The organism is Paenibacillus spiritus, assembly GCF_008710135.1.
GTDB lineage: Bacteria > Bacillota > Bacilli > Paenibacillales > Paenibacillaceae > Paenibacillus_AQ > Paenibacillus_AQ glufosinatiresistens.
The window spans coordinates 75,457-91,852 of the sequence record NZ_VYKK01000012.1 but is presented as its reverse complement, the minus strand read 5'-3'; the positions used below and the strand labels follow the sequence as shown (position 1 = coordinate 91,852).

Sequence of the window (16,396 nt, the reverse complement as noted above, 5' to 3'; positions counted from 1 at the left end):
GGGACGCTGAATGGAGCGTCCGCTTCCGGGGTCTTTGCTTTGACATCCTAACAGGAGCAACCCGGACGGCGCTCTAGACGCCGCTGTCCTTCTCGTGCCAGCCCTTCGCTTCCGCGCTCTCGGTAATATCCGAGAACACCGAGCGCCACGATGTGCCGAGTCCGGCCTGCTGATCGGCCTTGATTCCGGAATAGCGCTCGGCCAGCTTCTGCACCGCTTCTCCGCCGATCGTCGCTCCGATGGCCTCCTTCTTGCTGTTCTCATCCCAGAGCACATGGAATTCATACCGCTGAATCTCCGGGAAGAAGCGCTGAATACTCCAGGCATACTCCGCGATGGAACGGTAAATATCTTCCTTGATCGGAGCCGATCCGGCCTCCGGGATGAAGCTTAACCGAAGCGCGTATCCTTCCTCTCCGCTCTCCAGCTTGAACGTTTCGACAAACCGGAACGACACCCCCGTGAAGCGGCTGATGGTTTCGGTCATCCATTCCGTTCTCGACTCCTGCGCCGCCGCTGCGTTCGGAGCGGATGCCAGCGGAGCGGCGCTGGGGATGATCCGGCTTGTGTTCCCATTGGAGTCGGAACAAGCCGCCAGAAGCAGAATGGCGGACAGCCCCGCCGCAGCGAGGATTCCTTTGGTGATTGCTGCCATAGGCACCTCCTTCACCCCCTTTTCTCCATGTTACTAGAAGAAACAACACCGGCACGGTTCTGAAGCCTGTATTCCCGGCTTCGAACCGCACCGGCATCTTCTATCCCGCCATATTATTGAACGAATCCTTCTCCGAGAAGACCGAGATGTGATCGACCTTCCCCGTGGATTTCGGGATGGCGAATTTCAGCTGATAGCCCTCTTTCGCCTGATAAATGAGAATCTCATCGTCTCCGCTTGTCGTGACGTTGTCCGGCTTGCCGAGCGCTCCCTCCACCTGCTCCCGGGTGAGAGCCTGCACTTCGGCCGAACTGGATCTTACATCAAAGATCCGGCTGCCTTTATTGAAGCCGATGGCCGCTTTCTTGTCCGTATAAGTGGCGTACATGCCTTTGCCCGCCCAATCTTCACGGTCGGGCTCGCCCCAGGCGGCTTTGACATCGTCGATCAGGTTGTCGTGGACGGCGAATTCGATGCCCGGCGCCTTGCCCTGCTTGGCCAGGGCCAGCATTTCCTGGAGCTGCGCGCTGGCATCCCTCTGACCGGAGTCGGCGGTCTCCGGCTCCGTGGAGGCCGGCGCTGCCGTAGCGGGAGCTTCGCCGCCGGCCGGAGGCATGCTGGCGGCAGGCTGCAAGCTTGCTGCCGGCGAAACCGCCGGAGCGGCTGTGGCGGACGGATGCGCCGAAGCTCCCGCAGGCGCGTTGTTTCCGCCGGACGAGCAGGCGGTCAGTCCGAGCAGTCCCGCCAGCAGAAGCCCGGCGGATAGGGTTTTATATCCATGTTGTCGAAGGTTCATCTCATTCTTCATCTCCTTTGTTCTCTTACAGACGGTTCGGCGCTGCCAAAGGTTGCCGCGGAAGCGCCCGTTTGATCTGTCAGCGGGCTTTGCGGTATGATGTTCAGCAAGTTCAATGAGGAAAGCAGGATGCCGCATGTCTACTTTATTCGATCAGGTATATGAACTGATGGAGCTGTCCTTCCCTCCGTCCGAGTTCCGGATACGCCGGGACCAGGCGGCTCTTCTGGACGATCCCCGCTACCGCCTCCTTCCGGTCCGCCATGAAGACGGCGCGCTCGCCGGCTTCATGGCGGTCTGGGAGCTGGAGACGTTCCGGTTCGTCGAGCATCTGGCGGTGCATCCCAGACTGCGCGGGCAGAGAATCGGCGAGCGGCTGCTGACCGGTTATATCGGGGAAGCCGGAGGCGGACCCGTTGTGCTGGAGGTGGAGCCGCCGGAGGGCGAATGGCCGGAGCGGCGGGTGCGCTTTTACGAGCGGCTCGGGTTCGTCCTGAATTCATATCCGTATGTTCAGCCTCCGCTGCGCGATGGGCAGGCCCCTCTGCCCCTGATGCTGATGAGCCGCCCTTCGCCGCTCGCGGAATCGGAATTTCTGCGCTTCCGGGATACGGTATACCGCCATGTGTATCGTCAGCCTGCGGAGAAGTGGCCCCGAGCCAAAATGGATTCGGAACGGCGGATGGACAGATCTGCCCGATAGGATACTGGCGGCGCAAATTCATATGCAGCACAAAAAGGAACCGGCCTGGGCCGGTTCCTTTTTACGTGCAAGCCTCTGTTTACTGCTGCATTCCGCCGCGTCCCGAAATCGAAGAACCGATCTGCGAACCGGCCGAAGAACCGAAAGACGGAGCATTGAAGGAAGGCATCCCGAAGGAGTGCGCGCCGATTCCCTGGCCTCCGAACGCCGGCTGGTTGAAGGAAGCGCTGGACTCGATCTGGCGGCAGATCTGGGTCACCTGCTGAAGCTGTTGAATGGCTGTATGATGGCCCTGCAGTGCGGTCTGAATCGTCTGGGCCGCTCTGCGCTCGCGGTCGGCCAGGTCGTTCAGCTGGGCGGCGTTCTGCTGCTCCTGTTGGAGCATTTGCTGGTACATCTGGCTGGCCTGGTGAGTCTGATTGATCAACTGCTGGATGAGCTGCTCGCACTGCTGAATCTGGCCGGACAAGTTGCTGTTCAAGATGTGATTCCTCCTCGGAGTGGGAAAGTGGTGTAACCGCAGTTATTATGGTTGAGGCGCGCCGGAGCTATTCATCAGATTAACCGTAATTAGCTCCGCTCCTCCGCTTGGCTGGTATTTAAGCAGCCAGAGCTGATTGCCGCGGTACCCCACGAATCGAACACCGGAAGGAGTCCCAGTGAAGGCATGGGCACCGATTAGATTCGCCTGCTGATCGTACTCTTCAAGCTGTCCGGTCTCCGAGTTCATCAGCATCAGCCGATGATTGAAGTAATCGGAGGTCCAATTCGAGTCTATGGAAGAGAAAGTCTTGGTGAGCTCTATATTCACCTTGCCGGTCGGAAGCGCATATCGGGTATAAACCGGATTCGCCCTATTGACATCAATGCCTCCCGGACTGCCTGCAATGCTTGAGCGGGTAACCACCAGTTCCTCCCCTTCAATCCTTCCGCTAGTGGTCAAATTCCACGGCATGGATAGAGTATAGGAGCCTCCGGAAGACAAATTCAGCACCCGGTACAAATCACGCCCCTGAACAAGAGCGCCTCCCCTAAGCTTCAGCACCGCATAAGGGAACTCCAGCCATACCCTGTCCAGCGCAACATTCTCATAACGGCGGCTATACTCTTTCAGGGCATAACTTACCGTCCGGGAGGCTTTGAACCAAGGCGCTTGGTAGAAGAACAATCGGTCTGAATAGGCTACAGCCAACTCCTCCTGATGATTGGCAGCAGAGAAAGTCCAGGCGACTTGCTTCACTTGAGAGTTCAGGACAATCCGGGTGAAGACTTGTGAGGATAGTATCTTTCCTTCCGCAGAAAGTACAACTTTTCTAGGATGGTTATTTTCAGAGGTAATAATGATGATTTTATGGGGGTTAGTGAATACCCGGCTATCATAGATGGCCGGTAGATCCAGCTCCCACTTTATAGTGTTACGGGATAAGTCCAAAGCCTGAATGCGGTGATCGATCCGATCGATGAATAGAGTTGTCGAAGCGTCCAGCGAATACACTTCCGTGCTCTTATCCAACAGGCTTTCGGAGAACAGCGGAGCGGCCCCTGCCAAGCCGGCAAGTACCCACAGCGAGCCGAACCATAGGACGACGACCATCCCAACCGATTTCTTCAATTCTGTTCCTCCTCTTCTTATAAAATCAGAGAATGCCCTGATGGGCATCCTCTGGCTTGGATGAGACTTCATAGAATGAAGCAGCTCTTTCGTACCAGCAGCCCCATTCTATATTTTTACAATAGTTTAAAACATTGGTTCACCCTTGTCTAGTCGGCATTCCTGTATCCGGGCTGTCCCCGCAGCGCGTCAATCTCCCGGCGCAGCCGCGTCATCTCCCGCAGCAGTCCAGCATTCTCTTCCACGCTGCTTAAGGCCTCGCTCTGAATAAGCTGCGCCAGCCGCAGCTCCAGCCGTCCGGCCTCGTCTGCCCGGACGCGCTCTTCGTCCGGCAGCGAGCGCAAGGCCCTGCCTTCCTCATACTCCCGCCAGCCGCCGGGATACAACACCGGCTCCCGGCCGGGGGAGAGCAGCACCAGCCGGTTCGCCGCTCTCTCCAGCAAGTAGCGGTCATGGGTGACGAGCAGCAGCGCTCCAGGATACGACTGCAGCGCTTCCTCGATCACCTCGCGGGTGTCGATATCGAGATAGTTGGTCGGTTCGTCCAGAACAAGCAGATTGGCCCGGCCGAAGTACAGCTTCAGGAAGGCCACCCGGCATTTCTCGCCAAGGCTCAGGGAACCGATCCGTTTGAAGACGTCTTCCCTCGAGAACAGGAAGCAGCCGAGCAGCGTCCGCGCTTCCGTCACCGTCATTCCCGGCAGGTCCAGGAGGCTGTCCAGAAGCGTGCTATCCAGGTCGAGACCCTCCAGCTCCTGGGCAAAATAGCCGACCGCCGCCTTCGGATGCCGGGTGACCGTGCCGGATGCCGGTTCATAGACGCCGGCCAGCAGCTTCAGCAGAGTTGACTTGCCCGCTCCGTTCGGTCCGATTACGGCCGCCCGGTCGCCCCGGTTCAGCGACAGGCTGAAATCGCGCAGGATCGTCTCCCCGCCCGGATAGGCGTACGAGATTCGGTCCGCAGCCACCAGCGTTCCCGCCTCAAACGCCTCGCCCGTGAACGCGACGTTCAGCTTGGCCGCTTCTCTGGGCCGGTCGGCCCGCTCCTTGTTCAGCCGCTCCAGCGCCGATTCCTTGGCATGCAGCCGGGAGACGTTCTTCTTGGCTTTCGCCTTGAGAAAAGGATCCTGCCCGGCCGCCCGGTGCGCCTGTTGGAACCACTCGGAATAGCGGCGGATGCTCTCCTCCAGCTTCTTCTTCTCCGCCTCCTGCTTCCGCCAGGCGATCTCCTGGGTGCGGGCCTCAACGGCCTTCTGGGCCCGGTAATCCGAGTAGCCGCCGGGATAGCGGCGGCAGCCATCCTGCCGGAGCTCCAGCACAGCCGTCGCCGTCTTATCGATGAACGCCCGGTCATGCGACACATACAGCACCGTGCCCGGATAACCGGCAACGAACTGCCCCAGCCACTCCATCGTCTCGGCGTCGAGATGGTTGGTCGGTTCATCCAGAATCAGCAGCTTCGGCTGGCGGGCGAGCAGCGCCGCGAGCTGGACGCGCGTCTTCTGCCCGCCGCTCAGCGCCGCATAGGGCCGGAGCCAGTTCTCCGGTTCAAGGCCCAATTGAACGAGCGCTTTCTCCGCAGCCGCTTCCCAGCCGTATCCGTCCAGCGCCGCATATTGGTCGAAGGCCGCTCCGTAACGCTGCACAGCTTCTTCCTGCAGCTCTCCGCCTTCCGCCATAAGCGCGGACCACTTCTCAAGCTCGCGCTTCAGCGCGGCCAGCTCCGGTCGGCCCGCCAGCACGCAGCCGAGTGCGCTGATCCCTTCCTCAGGCTGGAGCTGCTGGGCCAGCAGGCCCCACTCCGAGCGGGGCAGCTCCCGGTGAATTCTTCCTCCATCCGCAGCAAGCTCGCCGGTCAGACAGCGAAGCAGCGTCGTCTTGCCGGTGCCGTTGCGGCCCAGCAGCGCCAGCCGCTCGCCTTCCGCTGCCTCGAAGGATACCTTCTCGAACAGGGGCTTCCCGTTCCATTCTTTACGTACATCCGTTGCTCTAATTATCATCATGAACTCATCATCTCCCGTTGCCTGCTGTTCCAGGCATACTAAAAACCGCAGCGGATCACCGCTGCGGCCGGGATAAAGCGTATGCGCCGAAGACAAGCCGGCCGAAACGAAGGGCATCCTTCCGGGGCGGCAGGGCCGCTTACCGGAATACCCCGGCCGCAAAAGGCGGCAACGGGGAGATTCCTCTCGTTGCAGGTACAGCTTCCCGAAGACATACGTATCCCTGACCGCCGCCCTGCTGGGCGTACTCGGACCTTGGCGCCCACGGCGCCGGTCTGATTCCATTCGGTGGGAACACGCATTAGTTCTTCATGTCTTCGGTAAGTCCTCCGGATTGTCCGTAATTTAAAGCGTTATCCCGATTATACAGGCAGAAGCTGGAGATTGGCAAGGCATCATCTTCCGGAACGGTCCCTTAATCGACTGCGCTATTCCTTCGCCGGACCGACGAGCGGAGGCAGCGTCTTCAGATACCCCGCCTCCTTCAGCCGGTTCTGTACGATCCGGTCCATGCGTTCGGTCACGTAGACGCCCGGATGCATCGCCGGCTTGACCCGCAGCCAGTAGAGCAGCCGGATGCCGCTCCCGTCCTTAAGAGTCAGCTCCATTCCGACCGAATCGGCAAGCCGGGCCTTGCGCAGCTGATCCGGTCGGTAAGAGAGACTCAAGAAATCCGCCAGGAATTCTTCCTGCTCCTGCGCTGTGAGCTTCACGGCTCCGTCCTTCAGCGTCACAGCCTGCACGCGGCCTTCGATATCCATCAATTCGCCCACCGTCTCCGCCTTGGGGTTGAGGGAAGCTTCATACACCCGCAGTCCCTGCGGGGTCTTGGCGAGAATGCGGAAGGAGGAGGCGTAGCCCTGGTGTTCATAAAGCTCCGTTCCTTCTTCCAGATAAGACGCATTGCCGTCCACCGATTCATAATCGGAGCAGGCCTGCCCCGACAGCCGGTAATTGACGCTTCCCAGCCGTTCGCCGGGCAGGATGCCGGTTCCCCGATTCGCATCCTCGGTATACGAGTAGAACACCCCGTTCAACCGCACGAAATCCACATACTCGACTTCGGCATCCGGACAGCCCTGCACCGCCCTGGCGATCGTGCTTGCCGGACCGGAAGAACCCGAGCAGGCGGACAGCAGCGCCAGCACGGCCAGCATCAGCACCGGCAACAGGAGGGCCCCAAGACGCTTCGGTCCCTGCCTCCTGCCTCCGCATTCTTTCTTCATAGCTTCAGCACCGCCGTCTTGCTGGCCGAATTCCAGGCAGCGTCTCCGCCGAGCAGCGCCGGAAGAGCCGCCAGCGGCACCATCAGGACGCCGTCTTCATAGAACGAAGAAGCCGGCAGCCCGTAGTTCCGGCCATCTGCCGCGACCGTGCTTCCCAGCGGCAGATGCGCAGCCGTCCGTCCGCCCCGGGTGACGGTCAGCGCTCCGCTGTCTTTGCGGCCGATTACCGCGCCGGCCGCTTCAGCCGTTTCCCGAAGCGGCACGAACACGCGCCCGCCGGCAATCACGAACGGACGGTCCGCCCCGATCCGGCTTGCGCCGATCTGGAAGCTGCCGGCCACGGATTGCCGGTCCAGCTTGTATCCGGCCTTGACGGCCAGCGCCTTCATGGATTGCTCCGACGAGACAATGACGACCCGGGTTCCCTTCGCAATCTTCGGGTACAGCCAGCGGATATCGTCGTTGTGCATCCGGATGCAGCCCGCGCTGACATGCTTGCCGATGGACGACTCATTATTGTTGCCGTGGATGGCATAGGTGGTTCCGTAGGTATCGTTCACCTGAAGGCCAAGCCAGCGGTCTCCGAGCGGATTCTTCGGGTCGCCGCCTGCGATATGATCCTTATAATAAGGCCGGTTCTTGATTTTGCTGACGATCGGGAAGCTGCCCTCCGGCGTCAGCGCCTTTGTTCTTCCCGTCGCCACCGGGAAGGTTCGGATTTCCTCCCCGCCGCTGAACCAGGCGAGCCGGTTGGTCGTTTTGTTCACAATAATCAGATCCCGGGACGATCCGGCAGCCGAAGCGGCGGAAGCCTGCGGCCATTCTGCCTGCCCGAACAGACCCGCCAGCACCAGCAGCGCCAGCGCCAGCCGGCCGGCGATCCCCCGCAGGCTGAGGCCGGACGCTCCGCAACTCCGGTTCCTGCCGGCTCTTTTTCCGGACCGGTTCTCCGGCAGTCTCGTTTCCGTTGCTTGTTGGTTCAACTCTTGACGCCTCCTTCGCTTCTTGCCATGCATTTCCTCTCTTATCCAAACGCGGAAGATGGAGGATAGTTGCAGGAGAGAGCTTGGCCTGCGGCAAATTTTTTGAGCGGAAGAAGATTGGTCGGGCCAGAGACCTCCGTTCCGCAGCGCAGAAGAGGAGTCCGGGAACACGGTCTCGAATAAGGCATCGGAAGGCAGAATGAACAGGTTCAACATCCGCGAAGGGGGACCCTTATGATTAAAGGATTATACGAAGCCCATTTACCCGTCCAACATCTGGACGTGTCCGTCGCCTTCTATTCCGGCTTGGGTCTGAAGCTGGCCTGGCGCGACGAGGACACGGCCTTCTTCTGGATCGAAGAAGGCAAGAGCTGGCTGGGCTTGTGGCAGGGAGAAGCGCCTCTCACGCCTTATCATCCTTCGCTGCGCCATGTGGCCTTCAGGGTCACGTATGCGGATTTGAAGAAGGCGCTCGGCTGGCTGGCGTCCATTGGAGCAGAAGCGGTTCCGTTGGGTCGAAGAACGTCTGTTCAGCCCTTTATTCGTCCGAATCAGGGCAACGCCTCGGTCTATTTCGACGACCCGGACGGCAACAGTCTGGAACTCATGTGTGCGGTGGATGTGCCGGATGAGCTGAAGAAGATTACGGAGAAGCTGTCTTTCGGAGAATGGGAGAGCCTGTTGAAGAAGCGCCGCCTTACAGAGACGGAAGCCGGGCAGGAGACGGATTTCATTGCACAGGAAGAGCATCTGAGCGAAGAACGGCGACGCCAGCTGGCCCGGCTGCTGGTCGAAGTGGTGGCAGACGGCGCTTCCGTCGGATTTCTGCCTCCGCTCGTCGAAGCAGAGGCAGATGCCTATTGGCAGAATGTGCCTGCGGCGAATGTGCGGCTCTGGACAGCCTGTCTGGACGGGGAGATTGTCGGCTCCGTCCAGCTTCACCTGGCGGAGAAGGCGAACGGCCTGCACCGCGCGGAGATCGCCAAGCTGATGGTGCATCCGGGGGCGCGCCGCCGGGGGCTGGCGCGGAAGCTGATGGAGACGGCCGAGAACGCCGCCCGGGCCGAAGGGCGCTCCCTTCTCGTGCTGGATACGCGGGAAGGCGACCCCTCCAACCGGTTATACCGTTCCCTCGGTTATGAGGAAGCCGGAAGAATTCCGGATTATGCCCGGTCGGAAGACGGACGCCTGGACGCAACTGTGCTGTATTTCAAGCGGCTGTGAATTCTTTAATTTTGAAGTGTGCGGCTGAAATGTGCTACAATCGGAAGCATCTATTCAACCGCAATTCCCAATCGCAACTCTAATTCAGGAAGGTGATTGTATGGCACTTACCCAGCTTCATTCCCAGTCCGATCTGCAGCAATTCGTCGCCCAGCCGGGCAAGAAACTGTTGTTCAAGCACAGCACGACCTGCCCGATCAGCGCCAAGGCGCACCAGGAATTCACCGCTTACCTGGAGAATCATGATACGCCAGCGGCGATTGTCCACGTTATCGAGGACCGCCCGCTCTCCAACGCCATTGCCGAAGAATTCGGCATCAAGCATGAATCTCCGCAGATCTTCCTTCTGGAAGACGGCGAAGTGCGCTGGAATACCTCGCATTGGAAAATCACCCGCGATTCCATTCAGGAAGCGGTTCAGGCATGAGCGCGTCCGTCATTGTCTACTCGACGGAAGGATGCAGCGACTGCGCCAAAGTGAAGCGCATGCTGGACAGCGAGGGCGTGTCCTATGAAGTGCGGGACATCCTCGCCGATGAGGCATATCAGCGCGAGGTGGAGAGCCTCGGCTTCATGGGCATTCCGGTTACGGCAGCCGGCGGCAAGGCCGTCAAGGGCTTCCAGCCGGAAGCGATCAAGAACCTGATCGCCAGTCTGTAGACGGTCCGGCTTCTCTCGGCGAAGCACCGGAAGGTTCCGGCTTTGCCGCTTATTATCAATCCTCCCCTGCCCTGCGCGGGCTGCATTCGCGTCCTTTCGAATGCAGCCTCGCCGGTCAGGGGATTTTTCATTTCGCGGCGCTCCTGTGCCTCCCAATTCGCCCGCTGGCAATTCCGGATTCTCGTAAGCATAGAATGTACAGCTTGCGACAAAGAAGGAGGGCGATGATCATCACCAGTCCGATTATCAACTTTGCTCACCGGGGAGCGTCCCGCGAATGTCCCGAGAACACGATGGCGGCCTTTCGCCGCGCCGTGGAGCTTGGAGCTACCGGTATCGAGACGGATGTGCAGATGACCCGGGACGGACGGCTTGTCCTGATTCATGACGAGAGGCTGGAGCGGACAACTAACGGCAAGGGCTGGGTCAAGGATCAGACCTGGGAGGAGCTGGCTGGGCTTGACGCAGGCAGCTGGTTCAAGGGCGGCGCTTATGCCGGGGAACGCATCCCTCTGCTGGAAGATCTGCTGGAGCTTGCGCTCGGCAGCCGGCTTGTTCTGAACATTGAGCTGAAGAACGGCCGCTGCTTCTATCCGGGAATGGAGCAGAAGGTCATTGCCGCCGTCCGCGCCTGCGGCCTCGGCAGCTGGACCGTGATTTCCAGCTTCAATCACTACTCGCTTGCGCTGTGCCGGACCCTGGCGCCGGAGATCGGCACCGGCATTCTCTACTCGGAAGGCCTGTACCGGCCCTGGGCTTATGCGGCTTCGCTCGGCGCCGGCGCCCTGCATGCCGAGTACCGCACGGCTCTGCCCGAACTTGTCCGGGAAGCCGCCGCATGCGGAGTCGTCTTCCATCCGTGGACGGTGAACGAACCGGCCGAAATGTCGGCGCTCATCGAATCCGGCGTAGCCGGCATTATCACGGATGAGCCGGGCATGTTAAGCGCTCTCTTGGAGCGCCGCCTGAACCCCCCTCCTCCCTGAATCGGCTGCCGGAGCCGCTGCGGCGGAATGATCGCGCGGATTTCCGCTTGTTACGTCTCCAGCCAGAATAAGGCAAGATGCTCCGGGCATACTACTTCATCATGACCGACCTAGTCCGAAGGAGAGGTTATACGATGAAGCTGAAGCTCCCGTTCCGGGATTCCTTCCGGATACCGGACCCTGACCCTGTTGAAACCTCTGTTCCCGCTCCCCGGCCGCTGTCCGAATCGCTGGAGGACAATCTCCGGGAGCTGTCCAGCCGCATCGGAGGAAGCGACGATGTTGTGATCCGGCGGCTGGCCTACGGAGGTTCAGCGGCTTATAAGATGGCCGTTGTCTACATTGACGGGCTGATTGATTCCGAGACGCTCAACCAAGCCTTACTGAAGACGCTGATGAACAATGACACGCTGAAGAGCGGCAGCGTCCAGGGGCGCGAAGCGTACCAGTTCATTAAGGATGCGGAGCTGCCGGTCGGCAGCGTCGCCGAATGCCTGACGATGGAGACGGCGATGGCGAATCTGTTCGAAGGACATACGCTGATCTGGCTGGATGGCTCCAGCGCCGCACTGTCGGCGGATACCTCCGGTTGGGAGAAGCGCGCCATCAACGAGCCTACCTCCCAGGGCGTCATCCGGGGACCCAAGGAAGGCTTCACCGAGAACCTTCGCACCGGGACTTCCATGATTCGAAGAAGGCTGAAGAGTCCGGATCTCCGGATCGAGCAGTACAAGATCGGACAGCGTTCCTCCACGTCGCTGGCCCTGATCTATATGGACGGTCTGGCGAGCGAAGAGGTGGTGACCGAGGTCCGCCGGCGGCTGAACCGTATTCAGACCGACGCCATTCTGGAGAGCAATTATATTGAGGAACTGATCCAGGACGGGGGACTCACCCCTTTTCCGACCATCCAGAATACCGAACGTCCCGATGCGGTGGCCGGCGGACTTCTGGAAGGACAGGTTGCCATTCTGATCGACGGAACCCCGTTCGCTCTCCTGGCGCCGTCCACATTCTTCAGCTTCTTCCAGTCCAGCGAAGACTTCTATCAGCGCTACGACATCGCCTCCTTCCTGCGGCTGATCCGGTTCACGGCCTTCTTCGTCTCGATGATGCTGCCTGCCATGTATATCGCAGTGACCACCTTCCATCAGGAAATGCTGCCAACCACGCTGCTGATCAGCTTGGCCGCCCAGCGCGAAGGGGTCCCCTTCCCGGCCCTTGTGGAAGCGTTGATGATGGAGCTGACCTTCGACGTGCTGCGCGAGGCCGGAATCCGGATGCCCCGGGCCATCGGCCCGGCGATCTCTATCGTCGGCGCGCTCGTTCTGGGACAGGCTGCTGTGCAGGCCGGTCTGGTCTCGGCGGCGATGGTTATCGTGGTCTCGTTCACCGCCATCTCGAACTTCGTCATTCCGTCGCTGGCAATTGCGAACTCGATCCGGCTCATCCGCTTCCTCATGATGCTGATTGCGGGCACGCTGGGCCTGTTCGGCATCATGTCCTTCCTGATGGCGCTTCTTATCCATATGGCCAGTCTGCGCTCTTTCGGCGTTCCTTACCTGTCGCCGCTCGCACCGATGAAGCTGCGCTATCTCAAGGATATTCTGATTCGGGTTCCGCTCTGGAATATGACGATGCGGCCATCGACCAGCACGGGTAAGGAGACGCGGAGACAAGCGCCCGGCCAGAAACCGGAGACGCGGAGCAGCGCTCCCGGCTCCAAGGAAGGAGGGAACGAATGAACAGCAAGATCGGCTCTGCCCAGGCCTCCATGCTCCTCTTCAACGCCGTAGCGCCCACCGCCCTGATCGTGCTGCCGCTCATCATCGGCACGTATGCGGAGCAGGATGCGCCCTTGGTCGTTCTGATCTCTCTGGCCCTTGGCCTCGGCGTGGCCGGCATCGTCGCGGCCCTGATCCGCACCACGAACGGGATGCCTCTGCTTGACTGGGTCCGCAAGCTCGGTTCTCCCGCGCTTGCCTTCCTGCTCGGGCTGATGCTGCTCCAGTATTATCTGGACGCCACGGCGACAATCCTCCGGGAATACATCAATTTCCTGAAAGACAACGTCCTTCAGAATACGCCGGCTTCCATCCTGCTGGTCGTCATTCTCGGAGCGGCGCTTTATATAACAGGCCGGGGAATTGAATCCGTCGCCCGGGTGAATTCCATCGTGGTTCTTCTGCTGATGTTGTTCCTGCCGGTCTTTCTGGCCGGAGTAATCCCGCTGTCCGATTCTCACAACCTGCTGCCGTTCTTCGATCATTCCGCCGCAGCGCTGACGAAGGCTTCGCTGATGCCTGTAGGGTGGATGTCCGAAATCGCCGTTCTGCTGCTTCTGGCCCCTTACTTGAAGACGCCTCAGCGGGCATGGCGAATCGGCATGCTGGGCTTGCTGTATATTGCGGGTCTCCTGATGCTTGCAATCTTCAGCTCCGTTGCCGTCTTCGGTCCGTATTTTGTCAAAATGTCCGCTTACCCCGGCTTTGCCGTCATCAGCGTCATCCACTTGGGCCGTTTCATCGAACAGCTTGATATCTTGTTTATCTCCTACTGGATCTTGATGATCTACATCAAGCTGGCTCTGTTCCTGTTCGCCTGCCAGGAATGTCTGAAGCAGACCTTCCGCCTTAAGGAACGGGAGCCCTATCACTGGGCAATCGCGCTGATTGTCGGCCTGGAATGCACGTACACTTGGCAGAATCCGTCCAGGCTGAGCGAATACAACACCTACGGCCGGTTTCCGGTCTTCTATCTGATCAACATTCTGCTTCCGGCCTTCCTGCTGCTCTACGGACGAATCCGCGGCGGCCGGACGGCTCCCGCAAAGGAGGAGAAGTAATGCGAAGCACAGACCGAACCGGAACCGAAGCTGGCGGCAGAGAACCAAGCGCGGTTCTGCGGGCCGGCGTCCGCCTGGGACTCGCTCTCCTGCTTCTGACGCCGCTTGGCGGCTGCTGGGACGACCGGGAATTGAGCGAGCTCGGCATTGCCTCGGGGTCGGCCTACGACTGGGAGAACAATCAATTTGTAGGCACCTATCAGATCATCAACCCTTCATCGGGAGCCAGCGGTACGGGGGGCAGCGGCGCGGGAAGCAGCAGCTCTCCGCCGTTCGTCACCTTCCGGGTCAGCGGGCCCACGATTATGGAAGCGATGGAGAAGACCAATCTGACCAGTACCCGCCAATTGTTCCTGAGCCATTCCAGAGTGGTTATCCTCAGCAACAAGCTCGCGCAGGAGAAAGGCATCGCCCAGCTTGTCGATCTCTTTCTCCGCAAGCCGGATGCGCGGGAGACGGTTTATGTGTTCATTACGGACGGCGAGGCCGGCCGCATTCTCGATCAGCTCATGCAGCTAAGCAAGAATCAGGGGGCCGGCATCCAGCTCATGATCGAGCAGGAGAGCAAGCTGGCTTCCTATTATCCCGGCATCCGAATGTTCGAGCTGGCGATGGCTCTCTTCTCCGACTCCAACTGCGCGGCCGTTCCCGAAATTCTGCTGAGCGGCGGCAAGAAAATGGACAAGACGGATGAAGTCAGCCAGACGGATCTGCCCTCCCGGCTTACTTTCGGCAGACTTGCCATCCTGAAGAAAGACCGGTTCATCGGCTGGCTGTCACAGCCGGAGGCGCTGGGGCTGTCCTTCCTGCGTAACCGCGTTCAAATGACCAATATCTCCTTCCCCTCTCTGCCAGATCTGCCGAACGACGACTCGTCCTTCTCGATCCAGCACAGCACGACGACCGTCCATCCCGTCTGGGATAAGGATCATTACGTAATGAATGTCTCCATCAAGGCCGGCGGCTACCTGTCGGAAATCGGCAGCGATGTGAATCTCGGCAAAGAGCGCTCCATCGCCCGGATGGAACAGGCCATTGAAGCCAACGTGCTGAAAATTGTTCAGCGCTCCTGGCGAAGCGTACATCGCATGAATGCCGATGTGACGGAATTCGCCACTCTGATTCACCGGGAGGACCCCCGCCGCTGGAAACAGATCAAGGCTGAAGGGCGATGGGAAGACGTCTTTCGGGATATTGAGCTGCGTCTGAAGGTCACCATGAAGATCGAACGGATCGGCCTGAGCAACAAGTCGTTCAAAGCCGTCGAAAATCAGGACTGAGAGGTACGCCATGACCATTGCACTTCTAATTCTGGGGTACCTGGCCCTTCTGGCTGGAGGCAGCCGCAGAATCAGGGGAAGCGGCTCGGGCTTGCGCCGGCTGCTGTATGCCGGACTGCTCGGCTGGAGCCTCTACCTTGCGGTATCCGCCAAGCTCGGGTGGCCCCGAATGAGCTTGTCGTCCCTGTACCTGATCGGCTTTGAGCCTGTGGGTCATGCTCTATTTCAATGGCTGGGAGGAGAATCCTAAATGACCAGCTCCAGCAACCGCCTCTCTCCGCTGCAGATTGGCTTCATGGTCGTGCTGTTCGAGGTCGGCAGCACCCCGATGTTCCTTCTGGGCGGCAAGGCCCGGCAGGATGCCTGGCTTGCCCTCCTGATCGGCTCCGCCGCCGGCTTCCTTCTGCTGCTGGCCCTGCTTGCCCTTCAGCGTCTGTATCCCGGCCGGCATCTGATGCAGATGCTGGAGAGCGGATTCGGCCGGATTGCCGGCCGGATTGCCGGATTTGTCTACTGCTTCTATTTTGCCTACGAAGCCATGCGCAACGTCCGCGACCTTGGAGAACTGACGAAACTGACGCTGCTGCCCAACAGCCCGATGGCAATCACCATGTTCCTCTTTGTCTTGACGGCAGCCTATGCGATTGCCAAAGGGACGGAGATTGTCTTCCGTCTTCCCGAGCTGCTGCTTCCGCTGGTGATCATCTCCTATGCCCTGCTGATTCTCCTGCTGGTCGCCACCCGGTGTACAGATTTTGCGCGGCTTGCTCCCGTGTTGGAGAACGGGCTTAAGCCGGTTCTCCAAGCCGCTCTGCCGGACACGATCTCTTTTCCGTTCGGTCAGATGCTCGTCTTCCTGATGCTCTGGCATCTTCGCGGCAAGCCGGGCTCATCCGCCCCGGAGACGATCACCGGCTATATCGCCGTCAGTCTCTTCCTTGTCTTCATGAACGCCCTCAACCTGGCCGTACTCGGTCCGGCTCTTGCAACCAGCAGAGAGCTGCCGTTCCTGAACTCGGTCCGGACGCTGACCGCGCTCGGGTTCATCGAACGGCTGGACATTATGGTGACCTTTCTCATCTTCATCGGCATTACAATGAAGATGATGCTGTTCTACCTCTGCGCCGTGCGCGGATTGGCCTACTTGAGCGGAATAAGAAGCTCTGCTTGGATCTTCTTCTTCGGCTTCCTGATCTACGCAAGCTCCTTCATCGAGCGGAACTACACGCAGCATATCGCGATCGGACTCGGCCCCAGCCTGAAGATCGACATGCTGTTCCAGCTTGCGATTCCCCTGCTGCTCCTGTTCATCTCCCTCATTCGCCGCAGCGCCAAGAAGAAGAAGAAGAAGAACGGCCCGCAGCGCAAAAAGGCCCCAAGCACCGCCTGAGCGGGCTTGAGGCCTTATTCGTATCCGGCGATT

General features: G+C 59.7%; 17 protein-coding genes and 1 pseudogene. 11 read left to right on the top strand and 7 right to left on the bottom strand.

The genetic code is table 11. From position 1 onward, the window contains the following. Positions 1-73: 73 nt before the first annotated feature. Together F4V43_RS09525 and F4V43_RS09520 are read right to left on the bottom strand one after the other, a co-directional pair. A complete protein-coding gene (locus tag F4V43_RS09525) occupies positions 74-655 on the bottom strand; it encodes a hypothetical protein (RefSeq protein WP_150458013.1) in 582 nt (193 codons plus the stop codon). Between the two features lie 100 nt (positions 656-755). Next, positions 756-1,451: a YjgB family protein gene (locus F4V43_RS09520; RefSeq protein WP_191089539.1), complete on the bottom strand. Its 696-nt coding sequence runs from the start codon at positions 1,449-1,451 to the stop codon at positions 756-758. Between the two features lie 136 nt (positions 1,452-1,587). On the opposite strand from F4V43_RS09520, the gene F4V43_RS09515 reads away from it, so the two are divergent. Further along, entirely contained in the window at positions 1,588-2,154 is a 567-nt protein-coding gene (locus tag F4V43_RS09515) for a GNAT family N-acetyltransferase (RefSeq protein WP_150458011.1), read from the top strand. Between the two features lie 79 nt (positions 2,155-2,233). On the opposite strand, the gene F4V43_RS09510 is transcribed toward F4V43_RS09515, so the two are convergent. The 5 genes from F4V43_RS09510 to F4V43_RS09490 all read right to left on the bottom strand — a co-directional run bounded on the left by F4V43_RS09510 (position 2,234) and on the right by F4V43_RS09490 (position 7,978). After that, entirely contained in the window at positions 2,234-2,635 is a 402-nt protein-coding gene (locus tag F4V43_RS09510) for a hypothetical protein (protein ID WP_310551491.1), read from the bottom strand. Between the two features lie 45 nt (positions 2,636-2,680). Continuing rightward, positions 2,681-3,766, bottom strand: a complete 1,086-nt coding sequence (locus F4V43_RS09505; protein WP_150458009.1) for a hypothetical protein — start codon at positions 3,764-3,766, stop codon at positions 2,681-2,683. Between the two features lie 149 nt (positions 3,767-3,915). Then, positions 3,916-5,769 carry a ribosomal protection-like ABC-F family protein gene (gene abc-f / locus F4V43_RS09500; RefSeq protein ID WP_150458008.1) on the bottom strand — a complete coding sequence of 618 codons (1,854 nt, stop codon included), beginning with the start codon at positions 5,767-5,769 and terminating at the stop codon, positions 3,916-3,918. A 428-nt stretch (positions 5,770-6,197) separates the two neighbouring features. Then, entirely contained in the window at positions 6,198-6,995 is a 798-nt protein-coding gene (locus F4V43_RS09495; RefSeq protein ID WP_150458007.1) for a hypothetical protein, read from the bottom strand. After that, positions 6,992-7,978, bottom strand: a complete 987-nt coding sequence (locus F4V43_RS09490; RefSeq protein WP_191089538.1) for a L,D-transpeptidase family protein — start codon at positions 7,976-7,978, stop codon at positions 6,992-6,994. Before F4V43_RS09490 ends, F4V43_RS09495 begins: the two co-directional genes overlap by 4 nt. A 234-nt stretch (positions 7,979-8,212) precedes the next feature. Between F4V43_RS09490 and F4V43_RS19845 the strand changes: the two are divergent. The 10 genes and pseudogenes from F4V43_RS19845 to F4V43_RS09445 all read left to right on the top strand — a co-directional run. Then, positions 8,213-8,662, top strand: a pseudogene (locus F4V43_RS19845) (VOC family protein); the annotation flags it as partial. A 48-nt stretch (positions 8,663-8,710) separates the two neighbouring features. Next, entirely contained in the window at positions 8,711-9,202 is a 492-nt protein-coding gene (locus F4V43_RS09485; RefSeq protein WP_223879845.1) for a GNAT family N-acetyltransferase, read from the top strand. A gap of 100 nt (positions 9,203-9,302) precedes the next feature. Further along, positions 9,303-9,629, top strand: a complete 327-nt coding sequence (gene ytxJ / locus F4V43_RS09480) for a bacillithiol system redox-active protein YtxJ (protein ID WP_150458005.1) — start codon at positions 9,303-9,305, stop codon at positions 9,627-9,629. Continuing rightward, positions 9,626-9,862 (top strand): glutaredoxin family protein, encoded by a 237-nt coding sequence (locus F4V43_RS09475; RefSeq protein ID WP_150458004.1) that lies wholly within the window; start codon positions 9,626-9,628, stop codon positions 9,860-9,862. The genes ytxJ and F4V43_RS09475 overlap by 4 nt, the downstream gene beginning before the upstream one ends. A gap of 224 nt (positions 9,863-10,086) precedes the next feature. Beyond that, complete coding sequence (locus F4V43_RS09470) at positions 10,087-10,848, top strand: glycerophosphodiester phosphodiesterase (protein ID WP_150458003.1); 762 nt, start codon at positions 10,087-10,089, stop codon at positions 10,846-10,848. A gap of 134 nt (positions 10,849-10,982) precedes the next feature. Continuing rightward, positions 10,983-12,593 carry a spore germination protein gene (locus F4V43_RS09465; protein ID WP_150458002.1) on the top strand — a complete coding sequence of 537 codons (1,611 nt, stop codon included), beginning with the start codon at positions 10,983-10,985 and terminating at the stop codon, positions 12,591-12,593. Further along, entirely contained in the window at positions 12,590-13,693 is a 1,104-nt protein-coding gene (locus F4V43_RS09460; protein ID WP_150458001.1) for an endospore germination permease, read from the top strand. Before F4V43_RS09465 ends, F4V43_RS09460 begins: the two co-directional genes overlap by 4 nt. Beyond that, positions 13,693-14,973, top strand: a complete 1,281-nt coding sequence (locus F4V43_RS09455) for a Ger(x)C family spore germination protein (protein WP_150458000.1) — start codon at positions 13,693-13,695, stop codon at positions 14,971-14,973. The genes F4V43_RS09460 and F4V43_RS09455 overlap by 1 nt, the downstream gene beginning before the upstream one ends. 10 nt (positions 14,974-14,983) lie before the next feature. Then, a complete protein-coding gene (locus tag F4V43_RS09450; RefSeq protein WP_150457999.1) occupies positions 14,984-15,223 on the top strand; it encodes a hypothetical protein in 240 nt (79 codons plus the stop codon). After that, on the top strand, positions 15,224-16,363 hold the full coding sequence (locus F4V43_RS09445; RefSeq protein WP_150457998.1) for an endospore germination permease: 1,140 nt from the start codon (positions 15,224-15,226) through the stop codon (positions 16,361-16,363). Positions 16,364-16,396 lie beyond the last annotated feature (33 nt).

Coding starts and splice junctions, on each gene's coding strand:
- F4V43_RS09525 (WP_150458013.1), bottom strand. CDS start 655: ATGGCAGCAATCACCAAAGGAATCCTCGCTGCGGCGGGGCTGTCCGCC.
- F4V43_RS09520 (WP_191089539.1), bottom strand. CDS start 1,451: ATGAACCTTCGACAACATGGATATAAAACCCTATCCGCCGGGCTTCTG.
- F4V43_RS09515 (WP_150458011.1), top strand. CDS start 1,588: ATGTCTACTTTATTCGATCAGGTATATGAACTGATGGAGCTGTCCTTC.
- abc-f (WP_150458008.1), bottom strand. CDS start 5,769: ATGATGATAATTAGAGCAACGGATGTACGTAAAGAATGGAACGGGAAG.
- F4V43_RS09495 (WP_150458007.1), bottom strand. CDS start 6,995: ATGAAGAAAGAATGCGGAGGCAGGAGGCAGGGACCGAAGCGTCTTGGG.
- ytxJ (WP_150458005.1), top strand. CDS start 9,303: ATGGCACTTACCCAGCTTCATTCCCAGTCCGATCTGCAGCAATTCGTC.
- F4V43_RS09475 (WP_150458004.1), top strand. CDS start 9,626: ATGAGCGCGTCCGTCATTGTCTACTCGACGGAAGGATGCAGCGACTGC.
- F4V43_RS09470 (WP_150458003.1), top strand. CDS start 10,087: ATGATCATCACCAGTCCGATTATCAACTTTGCTCACCGGGGAGCGTCC.
- F4V43_RS09465 (WP_150458002.1), top strand. CDS start 10,983: ATGAAGCTGAAGCTCCCGTTCCGGGATTCCTTCCGGATACCGGACCCT.
- F4V43_RS09460 (WP_150458001.1), top strand. CDS start 12,590: ATGAACAGCAAGATCGGCTCTGCCCAGGCCTCCATGCTCCTCTTCAAC.
- F4V43_RS09455 (WP_150458000.1), top strand. CDS start 13,693: ATGCGAAGCACAGACCGAACCGGAACCGAAGCTGGCGGCAGAGAACCA.
- F4V43_RS09450 (WP_150457999.1), top strand. CDS start 14,984: ATGACCATTGCACTTCTAATTCTGGGGTACCTGGCCCTTCTGGCTGGA.
- F4V43_RS09445 (WP_150457998.1), top strand. CDS start 15,224: ATGACCAGCTCCAGCAACCGCCTCTCTCCGCTGCAGATTGGCTTCATG.